The organism is Leminorella grimontii, from assembly GCF_039789245.1.
Taxonomy (GTDB): Bacteria; Pseudomonadota; Gammaproteobacteria; order Enterobacterales; family Enterobacteriaceae; genus Leminorella; species Leminorella grimontii.
In genome coordinates this window covers 1,485,556-1,502,191 of sequence record NZ_CP146357.1, presented here as the reverse complement: position 1 = coordinate 1,502,191, position 16,636 = coordinate 1,485,556, and the positions used below count along the sequence as shown (strand labels likewise).

The 16,636-nt window shown below is 51.6% G+C and carries 15 protein-coding genes; 7 read left to right on the top strand and 8 right to left on the bottom strand.

The genetic code is table 11. The features are described 5' to 3' along the window. The first annotated feature begins 3 nt into the window (after positions 1-3). Positions 4-1,593 (top strand): microcin C ABC transporter ATP-binding protein YejF, encoded by a 1,590-nt coding sequence (gene yejF, locus V8L73_RS07270; RefSeq protein ID WP_027274441.1) that lies wholly within the window; start codon positions 4-6, stop codon positions 1,591-1,593. A gap of 118 nt (positions 1,594-1,711) precedes the next feature. On the opposite strand, the gene V8L73_RS07265 is transcribed toward yejF, so the two are convergent. Together V8L73_RS07265 and rsuA are read right to left on the bottom strand one after the other, a co-directional pair. Beyond that, positions 1,712-2,068: a hypothetical protein gene (locus V8L73_RS07265; protein WP_027274440.1), complete on the bottom strand. Its 357-nt coding sequence runs from the start codon at positions 2,066-2,068 to the stop codon at positions 1,712-1,714. A 390-nt stretch (positions 2,069-2,458) separates the two neighbouring features. Next, the gene (rsuA, locus tag V8L73_RS07260) at positions 2,459-3,178 is read right to left on the bottom strand and encodes a 16S rRNA pseudouridine(516) synthase RsuA (protein WP_347254515.1); all 720 of its coding nucleotides are present in this window, start codon (positions 3,176-3,178) and stop codon (positions 2,459-2,461) included. Positions 3,179-3,287: 109 nt separating this feature from the next. Between rsuA and V8L73_RS07255 the strand changes: the two genes are divergently transcribed. The 3 genes from V8L73_RS07255 (at position 3,288) to rplY (ending at position 5,694) form a co-directional block, all read left to right on the top strand. Beyond that, on the top strand, positions 3,288-3,527 hold the full coding sequence (locus V8L73_RS07255; protein ID WP_347254514.1) for a YecH family metal-binding protein: 240 nt from the start codon (positions 3,288-3,290) through the stop codon (positions 3,525-3,527). Beyond that, complete coding sequence (locus tag V8L73_RS07250; RefSeq protein WP_347254513.1) at positions 3,527-5,287, top strand: DEAD/DEAH box helicase; 1,761 nt, start codon at positions 3,527-3,529, stop codon at positions 5,285-5,287. The genes V8L73_RS07255 and V8L73_RS07250 overlap by 1 nt, the downstream gene beginning before the upstream one ends. Positions 5,288-5,409: 122 nt before the next feature. After that, positions 5,410-5,694, top strand: coding sequence for a 50S ribosomal protein L25 (rplY, locus tag V8L73_RS07245; protein WP_347254512.1), 285 nt, complete (start codon positions 5,410-5,412; stop codon positions 5,692-5,694). An 87-nt stretch (positions 5,695-5,781) separates the two neighbouring features. Here rplY and yejK read toward each other — a convergent pair whose 3' ends face one another. Then, positions 5,782-6,792, bottom strand: a complete 1,011-nt coding sequence (gene yejK / locus V8L73_RS07240; RefSeq protein ID WP_347254511.1) for a nucleoid-associated protein YejK — start codon at positions 6,790-6,792, stop codon at positions 5,782-5,784. Positions 6,793-7,074: 282 nt separating this feature from the next. Here yejK and V8L73_RS07235 point away from each other — a divergent pair, with 282 nt between their 5' ends. After that, positions 7,075-7,302, top strand: coding sequence for a YejL family protein (locus tag V8L73_RS07235; RefSeq protein ID WP_261831577.1), 228 nt, complete (start codon positions 7,075-7,077; stop codon positions 7,300-7,302). 32 nt (positions 7,303-7,334) lie between these two features. Beyond that, on the top strand, positions 7,335-9,113 hold the full coding sequence (gene yejM, locus V8L73_RS07230) for an LPS biosynthesis-modulating metalloenzyme YejM (protein ID WP_347254802.1): 1,779 nt from the start codon (positions 7,335-7,337) through the stop codon (positions 9,111-9,113). Positions 9,114-9,250: 137 nt separating this feature from the next. Here the strand turns inward: yejM and V8L73_RS07225 are convergent, their stop codons facing one another. Continuing rightward, positions 9,251-11,371, bottom strand: a complete 2,121-nt coding sequence (locus V8L73_RS07225; protein WP_081650773.1) for a TonB-dependent siderophore receptor — start codon at positions 11,369-11,371, stop codon at positions 9,251-9,253. Positions 11,372-11,637: 266 nt separating this feature from the next. Here V8L73_RS07225 and V8L73_RS07220 point away from each other — a divergent pair, with 266 nt between their 5' ends. Beyond that, the gene (locus V8L73_RS07220; RefSeq protein ID WP_347254510.1) at positions 11,638-12,585 is read left to right on the top strand and encodes a LysR family transcriptional regulator; all 948 of its coding nucleotides are present in this window, start codon (positions 11,638-11,640) and stop codon (positions 12,583-12,585) included. A 5-nt stretch (positions 12,586-12,590) separates the two neighbouring features. Here the strand turns inward: V8L73_RS07220 and V8L73_RS07215 are convergent, their stop codons facing one another. The 4 genes from V8L73_RS07215 to V8L73_RS07200 form a co-directional block, all read right to left on the bottom strand. Then, positions 12,591-13,400 (bottom strand): ABC transporter ATP-binding protein, encoded by an 810-nt coding sequence (locus tag V8L73_RS07215; RefSeq protein ID WP_027274430.1) that lies wholly within the window; start codon positions 13,398-13,400, stop codon positions 12,591-12,593. After that, positions 13,397-14,437, bottom strand: a complete 1,041-nt coding sequence (locus V8L73_RS07210; RefSeq protein ID WP_347254509.1) for an iron ABC transporter permease — start codon at positions 14,435-14,437, stop codon at positions 13,397-13,399. The genes V8L73_RS07215 and V8L73_RS07210 overlap by 4 nt, the downstream gene beginning before the upstream one ends. Beyond that, on the bottom strand, positions 14,437-15,387 hold the full coding sequence (locus V8L73_RS07205) for a FecCD family ABC transporter permease (protein WP_347254508.1): 951 nt from the start codon (positions 15,385-15,387) through the stop codon (positions 14,437-14,439). The genes V8L73_RS07210 and V8L73_RS07205 overlap by 1 nt, the downstream gene beginning before the upstream one ends. A gap of 83 nt (positions 15,388-15,470) precedes the next feature. After that, the gene (locus tag V8L73_RS07200; protein ID WP_347254507.1) at positions 15,471-16,466 is read right to left on the bottom strand and encodes an iron-siderophore ABC transporter substrate-binding protein; all 996 of its coding nucleotides are present in this window, start codon (positions 16,464-16,466) and stop codon (positions 15,471-15,473) included. Positions 16,467-16,636 lie beyond the last annotated feature (170 nt).

Below are 16,636 nucleotides of genomic sequence, written 5' to 3'. Positions count from 1 at the left end.
ATGATGACAACCACGCCGTTACTGGACATCCAAGACCTCAGCATCGCCTTTCGTCAGGGCGGTCAGGAAAAGCGCATCGTCGAAGGATTATCTCTGGCGATTGAAGCCGGTGAAACGCTGGCGCTGGTCGGCGAGTCAGGTTCGGGCAAAAGCGTCACGGCGCTGTCCGTACTGCGCCTTCTGCCCACGCCGCTGGCCGTCTATCCCAGCGGCGACATCCTGTTTAACGGCGTATCGCTGCTGCGGGCTGACGAGCGAACGCTGCGTCAATACCGAGGCAACGACATTTCCATGATCTTCCAGGAGCCGATGGTTTCTCTTAATCCGCTGCACCAGATAGAGAAACAGCTTTCAGAAGTGCTGCTTATTCACCGTGGAATGACCAAGCAGGCGGCCCGAGACGAAATTATCGAGGTTTTACAGCGCGTAGGCCTTCGGGATGCCAAGAACCGGCTGAACGCCTACCCTCACCAGCTTTCCGGCGGCGAACGACAGCGGGTAATGATCGCCATGGCGATCCTGACCAAACCCAAACTGCTTATCGCCGACGAACCAACGACCGCGCTGGACGTCTCCGTTCAGGCGCAGATCCTGCGCCTGCTTGCCGAACTGCGCCAAGAGCTGAACATGAGCATGCTGTTCATCACCCACGACCTTAACATCGTCCGCAAGCTGGCAGACCGTGTCGCAGTGATGAATCAGGGAAGGTGCGTTGAGCAGAACGAATGCCGGGCGCTGTTTAGCCATCCACAGCATCCTTATACTCAAAAGCTGCTCGATTCAGAACCCAAGGGCAGCCCCATTCCGTTGCCCCCTGATGCCGATACGCTATTGGACATCAAGCACCTGACCATCGGCTTTCCCCGTTCGGGAGGCTTTCTCCGCCGCAAGATCCCTAACGACGTGGTAAAAGACGTCAGCTTCGCTATCCGTAAAGGGGAAAGTCTGGGGCTGGTCGGCGAATCCGGCTCCGGTAAAAGCACCACCGGGCTGGCGCTGCTGCGCCTGCTGGAGGCCAGAGGCGAGATCTGGTTTGACGGTCAGCCGCTGCACGGCCTCTCCTCAAAGCGAATGCTGCCCTACCGCAGCCGAATTCAGGTCGTCTTTCAGGACCCATTCTCGGCGCTGAATCCGCGCTTTACGGTCGCGCAGATTATTGAAGAAGGGCTTGAGGTTCACCACCAACTGACGAAACAAGAACGGGAAGAGCGCGTCATCAAGGCCATGCAGGAAGTGGGGCTCGATCCCGAAAGCCGCCACCGCTACCCGACGGAGTTCTCCGGCGGCCAACGCCAGCGCATCGCCATCGCGCGGGCGCTGATTCTGGAACCGGAAATGCTGATCCTCGATGAACCCACCTCGTCTTTGGACCGCTCGGTACAGGCGCAGATTTTGCAGCTGCTAAAAGCGCTACAGCGTGAACACGGCCTGACCTACCTGTTTATCAGTCACGATCTGCAGGTGATCCGTTCGCTGTGCCATCGCATTATCGTGATGCGCCACGGTGAAATTGTTGAGCAAGGGGAATGTGAGCAGGTATTCCTGACGCCCAAGCACTCCTATACCAAAACCCTGTTGGAGGACGCACGGTAGCTCGAGGCTTTAATCACCAAGGCGCACGGCCCCTAGATGGAGAAAGCTCGGTAAGTCTTTGGCTATTGGTTTATGAATAAAACAAGAAAAAGGATGCAGTGCACCCGCCAGCCACTGGCTAGCAAAACGGCTGATGGGGAATAAAGTCGGCAATCGCAATGCCCATGCTTTTTAGGCGGCACAGCGCAACGGCTTCGTCCTGAGAACGAATAAATAGACAGGGCTCGCCGCTCACTTCAATCACGCTGTTTTCAATATCAATCCCCTTGAGATAGAGGCTGATTTTGTACATGACGTCCCACGCTCTCGCGTTGCTATAGCTGAGCAGCTTTAAACCTAATAAATTGTTTCTATCCCGATCTCCGTCAAGCTGGGAAGGCAGATCGGAAGCCTCAACGCGGCTACCGACTTCGCCACCGTACCAATGGTAAAACTGAGGCAAACGCTGAAGAACGGATAACTTCATAGTATTCACTTAAAATCCTTTATTACGATAAAACAATTTTTTCACAAATAAGTCACATCGTAAAGAGGCTTCCCCTCTATTCCTCTTATTTCCTCTCAATTTGCACAAAAAGCCAAAGTTTTTTCGATTCAACCACAAGCGATCCTCCAATACGGTGAAAAGCCTCGGCAAGATAAAACAGAATATGGGAAAAAAGGCAAAAGGGTAGAAGATTATGCCTTTATGGCGCGTGCGACATACGATTCCACGCTGCCCGGGCGGAGTGAAATAAAGGGAAAAATGAGCGGGAAAAGTGGAAAAATGACGACCTCATCGCACAAACGATGAGGTCAGCATACCACCATGTCAGAGTTTAAACTTTAGTTAATGAAATGTGTTTAACGCAGTTTGAAGCGCCGCTCATAAACAACATCCGGCAGTATCGCCGTAAACGGAGTCAACCTCTTCTTGAGTCAGCGCCCGATATTCGCCGGGAGCCAGTTCAGGATCCAGCACGATATCGCCAATGCGCTCACGGTGCAGCGCGCTAACGTGGTTTCCTACGGCGGCAAACATCCGCTTAACCTGATGATAGCGCCCTTCTGAAATGGTCAAGCGAACGCAGATTTCATCGATAGCCTCCAGCGTGGCCGGCTTCGTCAGGTGTTTTTCACTGTGCAGCTGCACGCCGGCGGCAAACCTTTCCGCCGTTCCCGCCGCCAGAGGCTCCGCCAGCGTCACCAGATAAGTCTTCTCACAGTGATGGCGTGGCGACGTCACCCGATGGGACCACTGCCCGTCATCGGTCAGCAGAACAAGCCCTGTGGTATCCATATCCAGCCTTCCCGCCGCGTGAAGCTTTTCCGCTACTGGCTCATCGATAAAGTAGAGCACGGTAGGGTTAACCGGATCGTCCGTCGAACACACATAGCCCTCGGGCTTATTCAGCATGAAATAGCGCGGTCCGTTAAGCTGTTGAAGGACGTTTCCATCATAGGCAACTTCATCGTCGGGCAGGATTTTGCTGGCCCCGGTCTTAACAACGTCGCCGTTAATAGTGACCCTTCCCGCCCGCAGCTCACGGCCGACCAGGTTGCGGCTGATGCCAAGCTGCTGAGATATAAACTTGTCTAAACGCATGGTGCTTTCCAAAAATTAATTTGGGATAGTATAAAACCGACAGGGGCTCGCGCCAAACGGAACGTAAAGGCATAATAGCCTCAGTTTATTTAGCAAAGAGAATTTCACTATGTCTTCCATTCACGGCCACCAAGTTCTGGAAATGATGATTGCTTCTAACGAAGCCTATTCGACGGAAAGCCTGATTGCCGCTATCGACGCCCGATTCGGCCAGGAAGCCCGCTTCCACACCTGCTCAAAGCAGGACTTAACCGCCGCCGAGCTGGTGGGCTTTCTGGCGCAAAAAGGGAAGTTTGTTCCCGTCGATGAGGGCTTCACCACCCGGCCGGAAAAAATCTGTAACCACTGATGGCGTTTACCCTACGTCCCTATCAGCAGGAAGCCGTAGAGGCGACGCTGCGCTATTTTCGCCAGCGTCAGGATCCGGCGCTTATCGTGCTGCCTACCGGAGCGGGTAAAAGCCTGGTCATTGCCGAGCTGGCCCGGCTGGCGCGCGGCAAGGTGCTGGTGCTGGCGCACGTCAAAGAGCTGGTGGCGCAAAACCACGCCAAGTACCGCGCCTACGGGCTTGAGGCCGACATTTTTTCCGCAGGGCTGAATCAGAAACAGAGCTCGGCCAAAGTGGTTTTTGGCAGCGTGCAGTCAGTAGCTCGCAGCCTTGACGCCTTTAATGACAGCTTTTCTCTGCTGATTGTCGACGAGTGCCACCGCATTGGCGACGATGAAGACAGTCAGTACCTGCAAATCCTGACCCACCTGCGAAATAAAAACCCCAGGCTGTGCCTGCTGGGGCTGACCGCTACCCCCTATCGCCTGGGCAAGGGCTGGATTTATCAATACCACTACCACGGCATGGTGCGCGGTGACGAAAGCTGCCTGTTTCGAGACTGCATTTACGAGCTGCCGCTGCGCTACATGATAAAGCACCAGTTTCTGGTTGAGCCAAACCGGCTGGATATGCCTATCGTTCAGTACGACTTCAGCCGCCTAGAGGCGGGAAGCAGCGGCCTGTTTCGTGAGGTCGACCTTAATCGGGAAATCAAGCGCCAGCGACGCATCACGCCCCATATCGTCAGCCAGATAGAGGAATATGCAAACGCGCGTAAAGGCGCCATGATCTTTTGCGCCACCGTCGAGCATGCCAAAGAAGTTCACGGACTGCTGCCCGCCGGCAGCGCCGCGTTTATCAGCGCCGATACGCCCCCCGCCGAACGGGACCGGCTCATCGACGAGTTTAAGCAGCAGCGCCTGCGCTATATGGTTAACGTCGCGGTGCTCACTACCGGCTTTGATGCCCCTCACGTCGATCTGATTGCAATTTTGCGCCCAACAGAATCGGTTAGCCTATATCAGCAAATCGTCGGCCGCGGGCTGCGGCTGTCGCCGGGAAAAACCGACTGTTTGATTCTGGACTACGCGGGCAACCCTTATGACCTCTATACGCCGGAAGTGGGAGGCCGAAAGCCCGCAGGCGACAGCCAGCCGGTTCAGGTTTTCTGCCCTGCCTGCGGGTTTGCCAATACGTTTTGGGGCAAGAGCGGCCCTGGCGGAGAAGTCATTGAGCACTACGGCAGGCGCTGCCAGGGAATATTCGAAGACGACGAAGGCCATCGCGAACAGTGCGACTATCGCTTTCGCTTTAAAAGTTGCCCCCACTGCGGGGCGGAAAACGACATCGCCGCGCGCCGCTGTCACCAGTGTCAGGAAGTGCTGGTCGACCCTGACGACATGCTCAAAGACGCCCTGAACCTCAAGAACGCCAAGGTGTTACGCTGTTCCGGCATGGCGCTTAAGCGCGGGCAAGACGACAAAGGCGAATGGCTTGGTGTCACCTACTATGACGAAGACGGCGCCGACGTCAGCGAGCGGTTCAGGCTAAAAACGCCGGGGCAGCGGGCCGCCTTTACGCAAAAGTTTATTCTGCCGCATCAGAGGGCGCCGGGTGTCACCTTTCTTTGGAACAATGCGTTGGACGTTATCGCCCAACAGGACAAGCTTCGCCACCCGGACTTCGTCATTGCCTATCTGCACGGCGAGTTTTGGCGGGTGCGTGAAAAGATGTTCGACTATCAGGGGCGCTACCGTCGCGCCAACGAGCTGCGTGGATAACGGTTTTATTTGCCGTGCGGTTAAAATTTCGCTAGAATCGGCCCCGCTTTTATAAGCAGAACGTATAAACCCGCTGCTGGGTCGCCTGTAGCGGGTATCATTTTTTTAAAAGAGAAAAAGCTATGTTTACACTGAACGCTGAAGTACGTACCGAGCAGGGAAAGAGTGCGAGCCGCCGCCTGCGTCATGCTAACAAGTTCCCGGCCATCGTTTATGGCGGAACTGAGAAAGCAATTGCCATCGAACTGGACCACGACATCGTTATGAACATGCAGGAAAAGCCTGGCTTCTACGAAGACGGTCTGACTCTGGTTATCGACGGTAAGTCTGTTAAAGTCAAAGTACAAGCAGTACAGCGTCACCCGTTCAAGCCGAAGCTGAGCCACATGGACTTCGTTCGCGTTTAATCATTAAACGCCGAGTCCGGTTAGCTCAACCGGTTCTAAACGTAAAAACGCCGCGCATATGCGCGGCGTTTTTATTTAACTGGCGTATCAGCTATCGCCCCCGCTCATACGGCGCTGGAGCTGGTCACGCAGGTTCGGCGGCAGCCCCTTCAGCGTCAGAGTGTCCGTCGCCGGATCCCAGAAAACGCGTTCGCCGAGCAGCAGCGCGTCAAAGCTTATCGTCACCCCACCGCCGCTGCCGTTAAACTTGGTTAGCTGCTTGAGCGTGCTTCGGTCAGCCGGGAAGTGGTCCTCCAGCTGGTAGCCGTTGTCCTGCGTAAACTGGCGGAAGTCTTTCTCCCCTACCGGCGGCAGCTCTTTCGCCAACGCGTCTATCTCAATTTCTTCACCGGCCTGCAGCTGGCCGTTGCAGTAGGTATACACCTGCTGGCGATAGGACTGGCGCTCGCTCTTATCAAGCTGCCCTTCCGCGCAGTAGTCGTCGACCGCCTGCAGCAGCCCGCGGTTTTGCGCTTTAGCGTCTAACCCTTCTGCGGCGGACAGGAAGTCCATAAAGAAGTCAGACACTTTCCTGCCCACCCGGCCTCTTAAAAATGTCAGGTAGCGTGCCGACTCAGGATTGGTTTCCCACTCGGTCAGATCGACACGGGCGACGATGTCTGCCCTGTCCAGGTCCAGATAGTGCGTAGTTGTAATATCCAGCTGTTCATTAACCAGCATGCTGCTACAGCTGCTGAGCACCGCCACCAGCAAATACTCCACCGCCAGATAGCGATACTGACAGAAAACGACGATGCCGCCCTCGGCAAACGGATATTTGGCCAGCTCGTCGCGCAGCCTTTGGGTGCTGTCGCGCGTGAAGTCTAAAAAGGGCATATCTCCATGACGGTAGTTTTTCAACGCGTCGGCAAAAGCGCTTTCCTGATTGAACAGCCCGAACGCCTTGCTTTTGCCGGTATAGATACGGTGAAGCTCCGCAACCATCTCTTCCGTCGCCGCGTTCGCATCAAGGGGGGAGTCCCGTAGAACCATCTCCAGCGTCTGTTCATCGCGTTTAATCAGCTGGTGCAAAATAATCTGGTCGATATCCAGACTCATAGATACTCCTCAACGCACGTTTTCCATGCAATATGTCGTCAGTTAGCCCAGGCTGTGCATGATAGTACGGGTTGCGGCGCGCTTCTATTAAAAAATGCAGGTCGCGCGGACAGCTTCGCATCACAGCAAATTATGGGCTATATGTTTTTTAACAGGCCGTGCACGACTCACCGCACGCAAAGACAAGAACGGAATATTTTCTGCATAAACTACAGAAAATCATCGGGCAATACGGTAAGATATCCGGCCTTAATGCATTAATGAGTAGATAAGCGCAAACCTATGCCACAAGCGTCCCGTTATAGCGATCAACACGTAGAAAAACTGCTGGCCGAGCTGGTTCAGGTCCTCGAAAAGCAAAAAACGCCAACCGACCTGTCGCTGATGGTGCTGGGCAATATGGTGACCAACCTGATTAATACCAGCATAGCCCCCGCTGCTCGCCCGGCTATCGTTCGCTCTTTTATTGAGGCTCTGCAGGCCTCTATCAGAGAAGATAAAGCCCACTAGGCGTTTGTTGACAGAACGAAATTAACGTGAACATGGTGATAAACCGTCAGTCCTATAAAGAGAAAGTCTCCCAGATGATTAGCTGGGGGCACTGGTTCGCTCTCTTTAACATCATTCTCAGCCTGGCGCTGAGCAGCCGCTATCTGTTTGTAACGGACTGGCCTTCTACGCTCTTTGGCCGCGTCTATGCGCTGATAAGCTGGCTTGGCCACTTCAGCTTTCTGACTTTTTCCGCCTATCTGCTGATCCTTTTCCCATTAACGTTTGTCGTGATGTCCCAGCGGCTTATGCGGGTGCTGTCCGCCATTTTGGCTACCGCAGGGCTGACGCTGCTGATTATCGACACCGAGGTCTTCTTCCGCTTCCGGCTGCACCTGAATCCGACGGTCTGGAGCCTGCTGATTAATCCGGAAGAAAGCGAGCTGTCCCGCGACTGGCAGCTGCTTTTCATCTGCATCCCCATCATCTTTTTAGTCCAGATGCTGTTTAGCACCTGGAGCTGGCAAAAGCTTCGCAGCCTTAACCGACGTCATTTCGGGCGGCCGCTGGCGGGCATATTCATATTGGCCTTTATGTTCACCCATTTGGCCTACATCTGGGCCGACGCTAACTTCTATCGTCCGATCACCATGCAGCGCGCCAATCTGCCTCTGTCCTATCCAATGACCGCCAGGCGCTTCCTTGAAAAGCACGGCCTTTTGGACGCGCAGGCCTATCAGGACAAACTTGCCACGCGGGGAAATCCGGAAGCGGTCGAAGTGGAGTATCCATTGGCCAGGCTCAGCTATCTGGATGAGACGCCGCGCCATAATCTGCTGGTGATCGTCGCCGACGGCCTTCGCAGCCAAAGCATAGCGCAGGACATGCCGAAGCTTTCCGCTTTGGCCGACGAGAATATCCAATTTACTCAGCACTACAGCAGCGGAAACCGGCAGGATACCGGACTGTTCGGGCTGTTTTACGGTATCTCTCCGACCTATATCGACGGCGTGCTGGCGGGCAGAAAGCCCTCGGCGCTGATTGCGTCGCTGACATATCGGAACTACCAGTTCGGTCTGTTCTCTTCTTCGGCTTTTGACGCGCCGCTTTACCGTCAGGCGCTGTTGGCCGACTTCTCACTGCCGCAGCCTATTGCCCAAAGCAATCAGGCGACGACGGCCCAGTGGCAAGAATGGCTAGAGAAACGTACTGAAGGCGACGTCTGGTTCTCCTATATTCAATACAGCAACGGCGATTTGGCTGCGGCGGCGCAAGATGGTTCTCTGAACGCCTTTAAGCAGTATTACCGCCAGTCTGCCGCGGATATTGATACGCAAATCGATACGGTGATGAAAACGCTCGCCCAGCGAGGGCTGCTGGACAATACCATCGTCGTTATCACTGCCGCACACGGCGTCGAGTTTAATGACACCGGCAAGAACGCCATTGGATTTGGTCAAAATTACAGCCGCTATCAGCTGCAGGTTCCGTTGGTCGTTCACTGGCCCGGCACGCCGGCGCAAAAAATCAATAAGCTCACCGGCCATGAAGACGTTATGGCGACGCTGATGCAGCGCCTGCTGTACGTTAAAAACGCCACCAACACCTATACGCAGGGCGAAGACCTGTTCTTGCCGCAGCGCCGCCAGCCGTGGATAACTGCAGGCGACAACAAACAGCTGGTCGTGATTACGCCGCAGCAAACCACCATCATCGGCGACAACGGCCGCTACCGCACTTACGACGCAGACTACCAGCGGCTGGAAGAAAAACCCAGCCTGACGATGCTGCTGCAGGTATTGACCGAAGTTCGACGCTTTATGGCGAATTGATCAAAAACAGGATACGGCGACGTCATCACCGTATCCCGTTTTACGTTCTGACCCGGCATCCATGCGCTATCTGAGGCGAGCATTCCGCTTAAAGCAAAAGAACTGCAAACTGCAGCTCTTTTGTTTATATTCCTTGCTTACCAAGAATAATGTAAAACGGCGTTAACCGAACGTCCTGGATTGTAGTAATTTGCCGTACCGGAGCCTACGACATATTGCTTATCCGTTATATTATGGACGTTGACGGACAGATTCGCCGATTTTGTAATTCGATACGAGAATGCCGCATCAAAAAGCATTGCCGCTTCACTTTTTGAGGTATTATCCGCATCAAAGTAGTAACTGCCAACATAACGAGTCCCTAATCCCACATCCATACTTTGGTTAGGCAACGTATAATAACCCCACAGGGATACGGTGTGGTTTGGCGCGCTGGCAAACTCATTCCCTTCCAGCGAAGCGCCCGTTCTGGTGCTACCGCGAACCACGTCAGATTTCATATAGGAATAGCCGCCCGTCAAGCTAAGGTTTTCCGTTAGTTCAGCCTTCATCTCGAAATCAAACCCTTTAACCCGGGTTTCACCGACCGTTTCTCGCTCAATCGTTCCATTTGGCTGAACGACCGCCATCGTCACGTCTTTCTTCTTCAGGTCATACACCGCGGCAGAAAACAGCGCATTAACGCTCTGTGGGGCGTATTTGACGCCGAATTCTATTTGCTCGCCTCGTTCAGGCTTTACGCCTATTGAAGGAGGCGCAACTGACTCTACTTGACTGATATAAGATGACCACTCTTCCGTCACTTTATACGTAAACGCGGCACGCAGCGAAGTCTCTGAGAAATTATCGCTGGTGCGTATACCGTTAATGTCGCGATTCGAGAGATCCAGATAGTCATAGCGCGCACCAAAAGTCACGATGTAGCGATCGTCGAATGAGAGATTTTGCTGTAAGAAGGCGGATTTCGTCGTGTAATCCTGGTCATTCTTGCTATAGGGCGCACCTATATTCGGAGTGCCGCTGTAAACAGGATTATCGATATTAATGCTATTGGCTAAGCCATAAACTGACTTATCATGGCTTGAAGCATCGCGATATTCCAAACCAACCAGCGTACTGCTATCGACTAACGCAAAACTTGTATCATATTGAATGATGGTATTACCAATCAGCTCTCTCGAAGACGTGTCCGTTCCGAAATAATAGCGGGATAAATCACTGCCTTTACGTCCCGCATAGTCATACAGATAGACATACCCATAGTTGTCTTTTAAATGGCTATAGCGTAGGTTACCGCTAAATTTGATGCTGTCAGAAATGTAGTGCGCGACCTGCGCCGTCACGTTTGTACGATCAACGTCGTGCTTGTTGTAGTCAGGCTCACCGTAAAAATCGCTGCGGTCATACTCTTTATCCAATGGATAGCCGCCGCTGTTGGGCGTAGAGTCTTGCCCCAAGTAGTCAACGATTAAGGTCGCCGTCGTATCTATCGAAGGTTGCCAAGTGATCCCTCCCATTACAAACTGAGAGTTATCCTTCGAATAATCATACTCTAAATCGCTATCCTTTATTTTCGTCGTCAAACGATAGGCAATGGTTTTTCCTTCATCAAGCGCATCGCCAAAATCCAAACCCACCTCTTTATGATCGAACGAACCATATGACACATAGCTATTGCCAAAGCTTCCGAATTTAGGCCTTTTACTGACAAAGTTGACTGAACCTCCGGGATCGGCGGGGCCAAACAGCGTTGAGTTGGCGCCTCGAATAACCTCCACGCGCTCATAGGCATAGGGATCTTCACGTACGCCCCGCATAGATCCTAGGGTCATGCCGTCACGATAGGTCGTTGCCTGAAACCCCCGAATCTTGAAATAGTCGTTACGGTCATCTGATCCATAATAGTCAGTAATTAATCCCGGAGTATATTGAAGAATTTCTTCCGTTGTGGACGCGTTTCTTTGATTTATTTCTTTTTCTGTAATTACCGAGACCAAGGCCGGCGTATCTAAAACGCTAGTAGCTACTTTACCGCCAACCCAAAGCTCTTTTGCAACCGTCGTATTTGCATCATCAGATGGCACTTGACCATAAACGGTTATCGTATTAACGCGATGAGCTTCTTTTTCCTCGTTGCTATTTTGGTCTTGAGAATACGCTAACCCCGAATAGGTAAAGACGGGCAGACAGAATAAGAGCATGTGTTTTGCGCTACGGCGCGTCTTAGGGAAACACATACCATTTCTATTAATGTTCATAGAGATCCTAACCCTTAAAATTCTAATAGTCCTTGCATTGAAATAATATTAATCAACTCGTTATTTATCTTTCATAGAAAACTTGCCCGTTTTTACCGTGCAATCTATGTGAGTAAAATTTTGCTCTTTAATCCACTTTTAGTACCACCATCAGGTTTAAGCGTGTATGTGCCGCATCGCTTTTAGCAAAGGGCCTTACAGCCGACAGTCGCCGAAAGCATCAACGGATTGATCTTTTTACCACAAATAATGATAATGAGTCCTATTTGCAATTAATTGAATTGATATATCGTTATCAATCGATGCCTATATTGAGTAGTAAAGAGATGGACTTACGTCACCTAAAATACTTTCTTGCCGTTGCTGAAACGCAAAATATCCGTTTAGCCGCGCAGAAGGTTCACGTTACCCAACCTGCTATTTCACGTAAAATCAAAGAACTAGAGAGTGAATTAGGCATTCAACTGTTTGACCGTTTGCCTAAGGGGCTATGCCTGAACAGAGCTGGCAAGGTATACCAGAAGCGGTTGGGGACAATCATGAAGCAAATAGAAGATGCGAATGCGAAGGTGCGTCAGCTATCGAATACTGAATACGGTTCTTTATCCCTTGGTGCGCCAGACTTTGTGTTATGGGAAGGGGAAGTGACGCAGTGTATCAGTCAATTTTGCCGCGCCAATTTATTGATTGAATTAGAAGCATATTCAGACACGCCAACGGTGTTGCTGAAGAGGCTAGAGTTAGAACAAATTGATGGCGCTTTTTTGTATTATTTCTCTCCACTGTCTGCGGAATATTCAATTCAGCATGTTGCTGAAGATAAGCTGGTTCTGGCTTATCCGACCGGTTGGGAAGGGAAAATTTCATCTTCAACTACTATTGAAGAACTCAACGCATTTCCATCCATTCGCCTCCCAAGAAGCGCTGACCCGCACTATTATGACTGGCAGGAAACGCTATTCCAAAATATGGGGTGGAAGCCGGAAATGACCCAGTGGGCACACGGTGAAAGCACGATACTAGGTTTAGTTGCAGCAGGTAATGGCGTTGCAATTGTCAATGAACGCCATTTTGTTCGCAGCTCCAACATGGTTTCCTATACCACGCTCGATATTTTACCAAACACGATTCCGCTGAGCTTTATATATAAAAATACGTCCAATAACCCGGCGCTAAAGGCGTTTTTAAATCTTATATCAGGCAAAATGCGGTGAGCCGCTTATGCGGCTCCCTTTAGCTTATGGCGCCCTATTGGGATCATCATGGGGATGCTGGATACTGGGTCTTGAATGATATGGTTATTCAAACCGAAAACGGCTTGGATCATATCATTCGTTAAAACCTCATGTGGATTGCCGTGTGCGTGAACTCGACCGTTGATCATCGCCAGAAGATAGTCCGAATAGCGCGCAGCCAAATTGAGGTCATGCAAGACCATGACAATTGTGATGCCGCGCTGCAGGTTAAGATCCACAAGCAAATCCAATACTTCAACCTGATGAGTAACGTCCAAAAAAGTGGTCGGCTCGTCCAACAGTAAAATATCGGTTTCTTGCGCCAACGCCATGGCTATCCATACCCTTTGCCTTTGTCCGCCGGAGAGCCTGTCTACGTCTCTATCAATCAGCTCAGCGGTTTTCGTCATTTTTAGCGCGTTAGCAACGGCTTCATCATCTTTGATATTCCAACGAGACATCAGCCCGTGATGAGGATGCCTCCCTCGACTGATTAAATCACCAACCGTGATGCCCTCGGGCGCGATGGGGGACTGAGGCAATAGGCCAAGCGTGCGCGCCAAGATGCGAGTTGGGCTATGGTGTACCGACTTACCATCAAGCAGCACTTGCCCTTGTGACGGTGGCAACAGTCGAGATATCGTGCGTAGCAACGTAGACTTACCGCACGCGTTAGCGCCAACGATCGAGGTTATTTTTCCTGCCGCTATCTTTAGACTAATGTCTTGTAAGATTGTTTTTTCACCATATCCGGCAGACAGTTGCTCGATAACGAGCTCATGAGCTTTTGTCACAAAGAGCCCCCTTTCCGATTAACGCGTATGATTAAATAGATTAAATACGGCGCACCCAAAGCGCCCGTCACAACTCCCACCGGATAACGACTTGGTAACAAAAATTGCCCGATATAGTCGCTGAATAAAACTAAGCCCGCCCCTACTAGAGCCGAAGGAATTAACAACGAGCCGCTTCCTTTCAATATGCGGGCGGCAATTGGTCCGGATAAAAAGGCAACAAAGGCAATGGGGCCGGTCACTGACGTCGCAACCGCAATCAGCCCTACGGCACACACAATGACGGTAATACGTGTCAATCTAATATTAACGCCTAATGCAGCGGCGGTATCTTCCCCCATGCGCAGCGCATCAAGATCTCTTTTACGGCAAAGCAGTAAGCCACCAAAAAGAACAAGCGACGCCAGTAAAGGCAACGTTTGATGGATTTGTACTGAATTGACGCTGCCGGTTAGCCAGCGCATCGCTTCTTGCAGGTCCCAAGAGTTTGCTTGAGACAATAAGTAAGCTATACAACTTTCTATCATCGCGGATATACCGATACCCACTAAAATCAGTCTAGTTCCGGCAATGCCGTTTCTATAGGAAAGCCCGTACACCAGCAGTGCAACAAATAGGCCTACGGCAATCGAAAAGGCCGCTACCGATGAACCATCCATTTTTAAAACAATGATAGCAAAGACCGCTGCCGCACTTGCCCCGGAAGAGACGCCGACAATATCAGGGCTCGCTAACGAATTACGCAGCATGGTTTGAAAAGCAACGCCCGCCATGCCAAAACTCATGCCGGCCAATAACGAAGCTATCGCTCTCGGTAATCGTAAATGTCCAACCGTAAAGCTTGCTCCGGGAACATTCTCCCCGCTGAGCACTTGCCACACCACGGGCGGAGGCGTGTACGATTGTCCTAGGAGTAGAGTCAACCACCATCCGGCAATGCTGAGCAGCAGTAACCCAATGGTAATTCCCATCCAACGACGAAAGCGCTGCAAACGTACGTGTCTAACTTGCGTGTACAAACTCACTGGTTCATTCATTACAGCTCTCTAACCCGTTGACGGCGCACAATCCAAATAAAAAACGGCGCGCCGATAAAAGCGGTCACGACGCCGACGGATAGTTCACTAGGCCGCGCAATGAGGCGTCCTAAAATATCAGCGAGCACTAATAAGCTTGCGCCCCCCAAAGCGGAAAATGGCAGCAGCCATCGGTGGTCAACCCCTACTAACAGGCGGCAAAAATGCGGCACAACCAGTCCTACAAACCCGATTGGGCCACAGATTGCCGTCGTTGCTCCGCATAGCAATATCGCTCCTAGCCCGGCGGCGCATCTGGCCCAAACAACGTTTTCACCTAAACCTGCGGCCAGATCGTCGCCCAAAGCAAGCGTATTGAGCTTTCTTGCCGTAAGAACGGTGATAATTAACCCGACCAGCATAAAGGGAAGAACGAGCAGTAAAGCCTCAAAAGTTGCCCCGCCTACGCCGCCAATTTGCCACGAACGAACGCCACCAGCGATATCATTGCGGGGTAACACAACGGCTATGGTAAAACACGCTAAAGCCGCGGACGTAGCTGCCCCCGCCAAGGCCAGCTTTAGCGGAGTTGCCCCACCCCGCCCCATTGAGCCGATGGTGTAGACGAAAGCAGCCGTAACCGCAGATCCTAAAATCGCCATCCACACATAGCTTTGCATCTGATTAATGCCTAACCATGCGAGCCCAACGACGACAAAAAACGCAGCGCCAATGTTCACCCCGAGAATCCCCGGATCTGCTAAAGGATTACGCGTAACCCCTTGCATGACGGCTCCCGCCAGGCCTAAAGAAGCCCCGGCAACAACGGCTAATACGGTGCGAGGGATACGCATCGTAACGGCGGCTTCACCAACCGTATCCATATGGCCTTGCAAAGCCCCGACGATCTCCTGCCAAGAAACGTCGCGCGTACCCAGCGCAACGGAGAGCAAACACAGTAACAGCAACATAGCTATTAGTGCCGCTAAGCTCACAGGGCGAGAAATACGTCGTTTTTTACTCGGCTGACAGTCTTGTTTTGAGACAATGACCATCATTTTGCTTTGCGAGCCGCGGTAGACAGCGCCTTAAGATAGTCGTCCAATACCCAGGGTATCGATAACGGCGTTGGATTCGCCGCCGTGGCAAGAGGGCTATTGCCTAACATGACGATAGAGCCCTGCTCTACTGCACGCATTTTTGTCATCAGTGGATTAGAAGACAGCGGGTCAAGCAGCTCTTTCCCACCATAAGTCACAAAAATATCAACATCATTAAATGCGTCGATTTGTTCGATACTCGCTTCGCCGGAATATACGCCGGAGCGGCTTAATTTTTCTACGCTTTCCGGCGAGGCCAGGCCCAAATCCTTAAAGAATTTCACTCGGGAATCATTCGCAGTATAAAAACGTAAAACGCTTAGGTCTGTTGGATCCAAATGAGTAATGAACATCGCCGTTTTATTACGCAATTCCGGGTAGCTGGCCACGCGTTCAGCAATATCGCCTTCAATTGTCGCGATCAGCGCTTCCCCCTCTTTAGCCAGCCCTAAACCAGCACTATTAATGCGGATCATGCTTCGCCAATCGGTTGACCAAGGAGAATCAGGATAGGCAACGACGGGGGCTATCATACTCAAAGTGTCATAATCCGACTGGGTTAAACCTGAGTACGCAGCGAGGATCACGTCAGGTTGCGTTGCGGCGACGGCTTCAAAATCGATACCGTCGCCTTCATCGAATAGCGTCGGCATTTTTGCATCCAACTCGTTTAAACGCGCACTCACCCACGGCAATACGCCATCGCCATCATCATCACCAAATTTAGCGGCAGCAAAACCTACCGGCACAATCCCTAAGGCCAACGGAACCTCATGATTAGCCCAAGCGACGGTCGCAACCCGCACGGGTTTTTGCTTTATCACCGTAGTGCCAAATGCGTGCTGGATCGAAATCGGATAGCCGACGTTCTCTTCAGACCAGCAGGATGAACTAACGAAAAAAAGCATAAGGGTGGTAAAGGTGGTAATGATGCATTTAATATTAAGCATAAATTTGCAGCCTACTTAGCCAAGACTCGTTTTTATAACTATTAGCCGGATGTTTTATTCCTCATTAAATGATAATGCAAATCAATAGCTATTGAAAGTAAGTCTCATTTGAAAAAATTCGATTTAAATTATAGGCGTGGGGAAAGAAGTCACGGAACCATTAGCGATAT

Excerpts from the sequence above, each read along its gene's own strand:
- yejF (WP_027274441.1), top strand. The coding sequence starts at position 4 with ATGACAACCACGCCGTTACTGGACATCCAAGACCTCAGCATCGCCTTT.
- rsuA (WP_347254515.1), bottom strand. The coding sequence starts at position 3,178 with ATGCGTTTAGACAAGTTTATATCTCAGCAGCTTGGCATCAGCCGCAAC.
- V8L73_RS07255 (WP_347254514.1), top strand. The coding sequence starts at position 3,288 with ATGTCTTCCATTCACGGCCACCAAGTTCTGGAAATGATGATTGCTTCT.
- V8L73_RS07250 (WP_347254513.1), top strand. The coding sequence starts at position 3,527 with ATGGCGTTTACCCTACGTCCCTATCAGCAGGAAGCCGTAGAGGCGACG.
- rplY (WP_347254512.1), top strand. The coding sequence starts at position 5,410 with ATGTTTACACTGAACGCTGAAGTACGTACCGAGCAGGGAAAGAGTGCG.
- yejK (WP_347254511.1), bottom strand. The coding sequence starts at position 6,792 with ATGAGTCTGGATATCGACCAGATTATTTTGCACCAGCTGATTAAACGC.
- V8L73_RS07235 (WP_261831577.1), top strand. The coding sequence starts at position 7,075 with ATGCCACAAGCGTCCCGTTATAGCGATCAACACGTAGAAAAACTGCTG.
- yejM (WP_347254802.1), top strand. The coding sequence starts at position 7,335 with ATGGTGATAAACCGTCAGTCCTATAAAGAGAAAGTCTCCCAGATGATT.
- V8L73_RS07225 (WP_081650773.1), bottom strand. The coding sequence starts at position 11,371 with ATGAACATTAATAGAAATGGTATGTGTTTCCCTAAGACGCGCCGTAGC.
- V8L73_RS07210 (WP_347254509.1), bottom strand. The coding sequence starts at position 14,437 with ATGAATGAACCAGTGAGTTTGTACACGCAAGTTAGACACGTACGTTTG.
- V8L73_RS07205 (WP_347254508.1), bottom strand. The coding sequence starts at position 15,387 with ATGTTGCTGTTACTGTGTTTGCTCTCCGTTGCGCTGGGTACGCGCGAC.
- V8L73_RS07200 (WP_347254507.1), bottom strand. The coding sequence starts at position 16,466 with ATGCTTAATATTAAATGCATCATTACCACCTTTACCACCCTTATGCTT.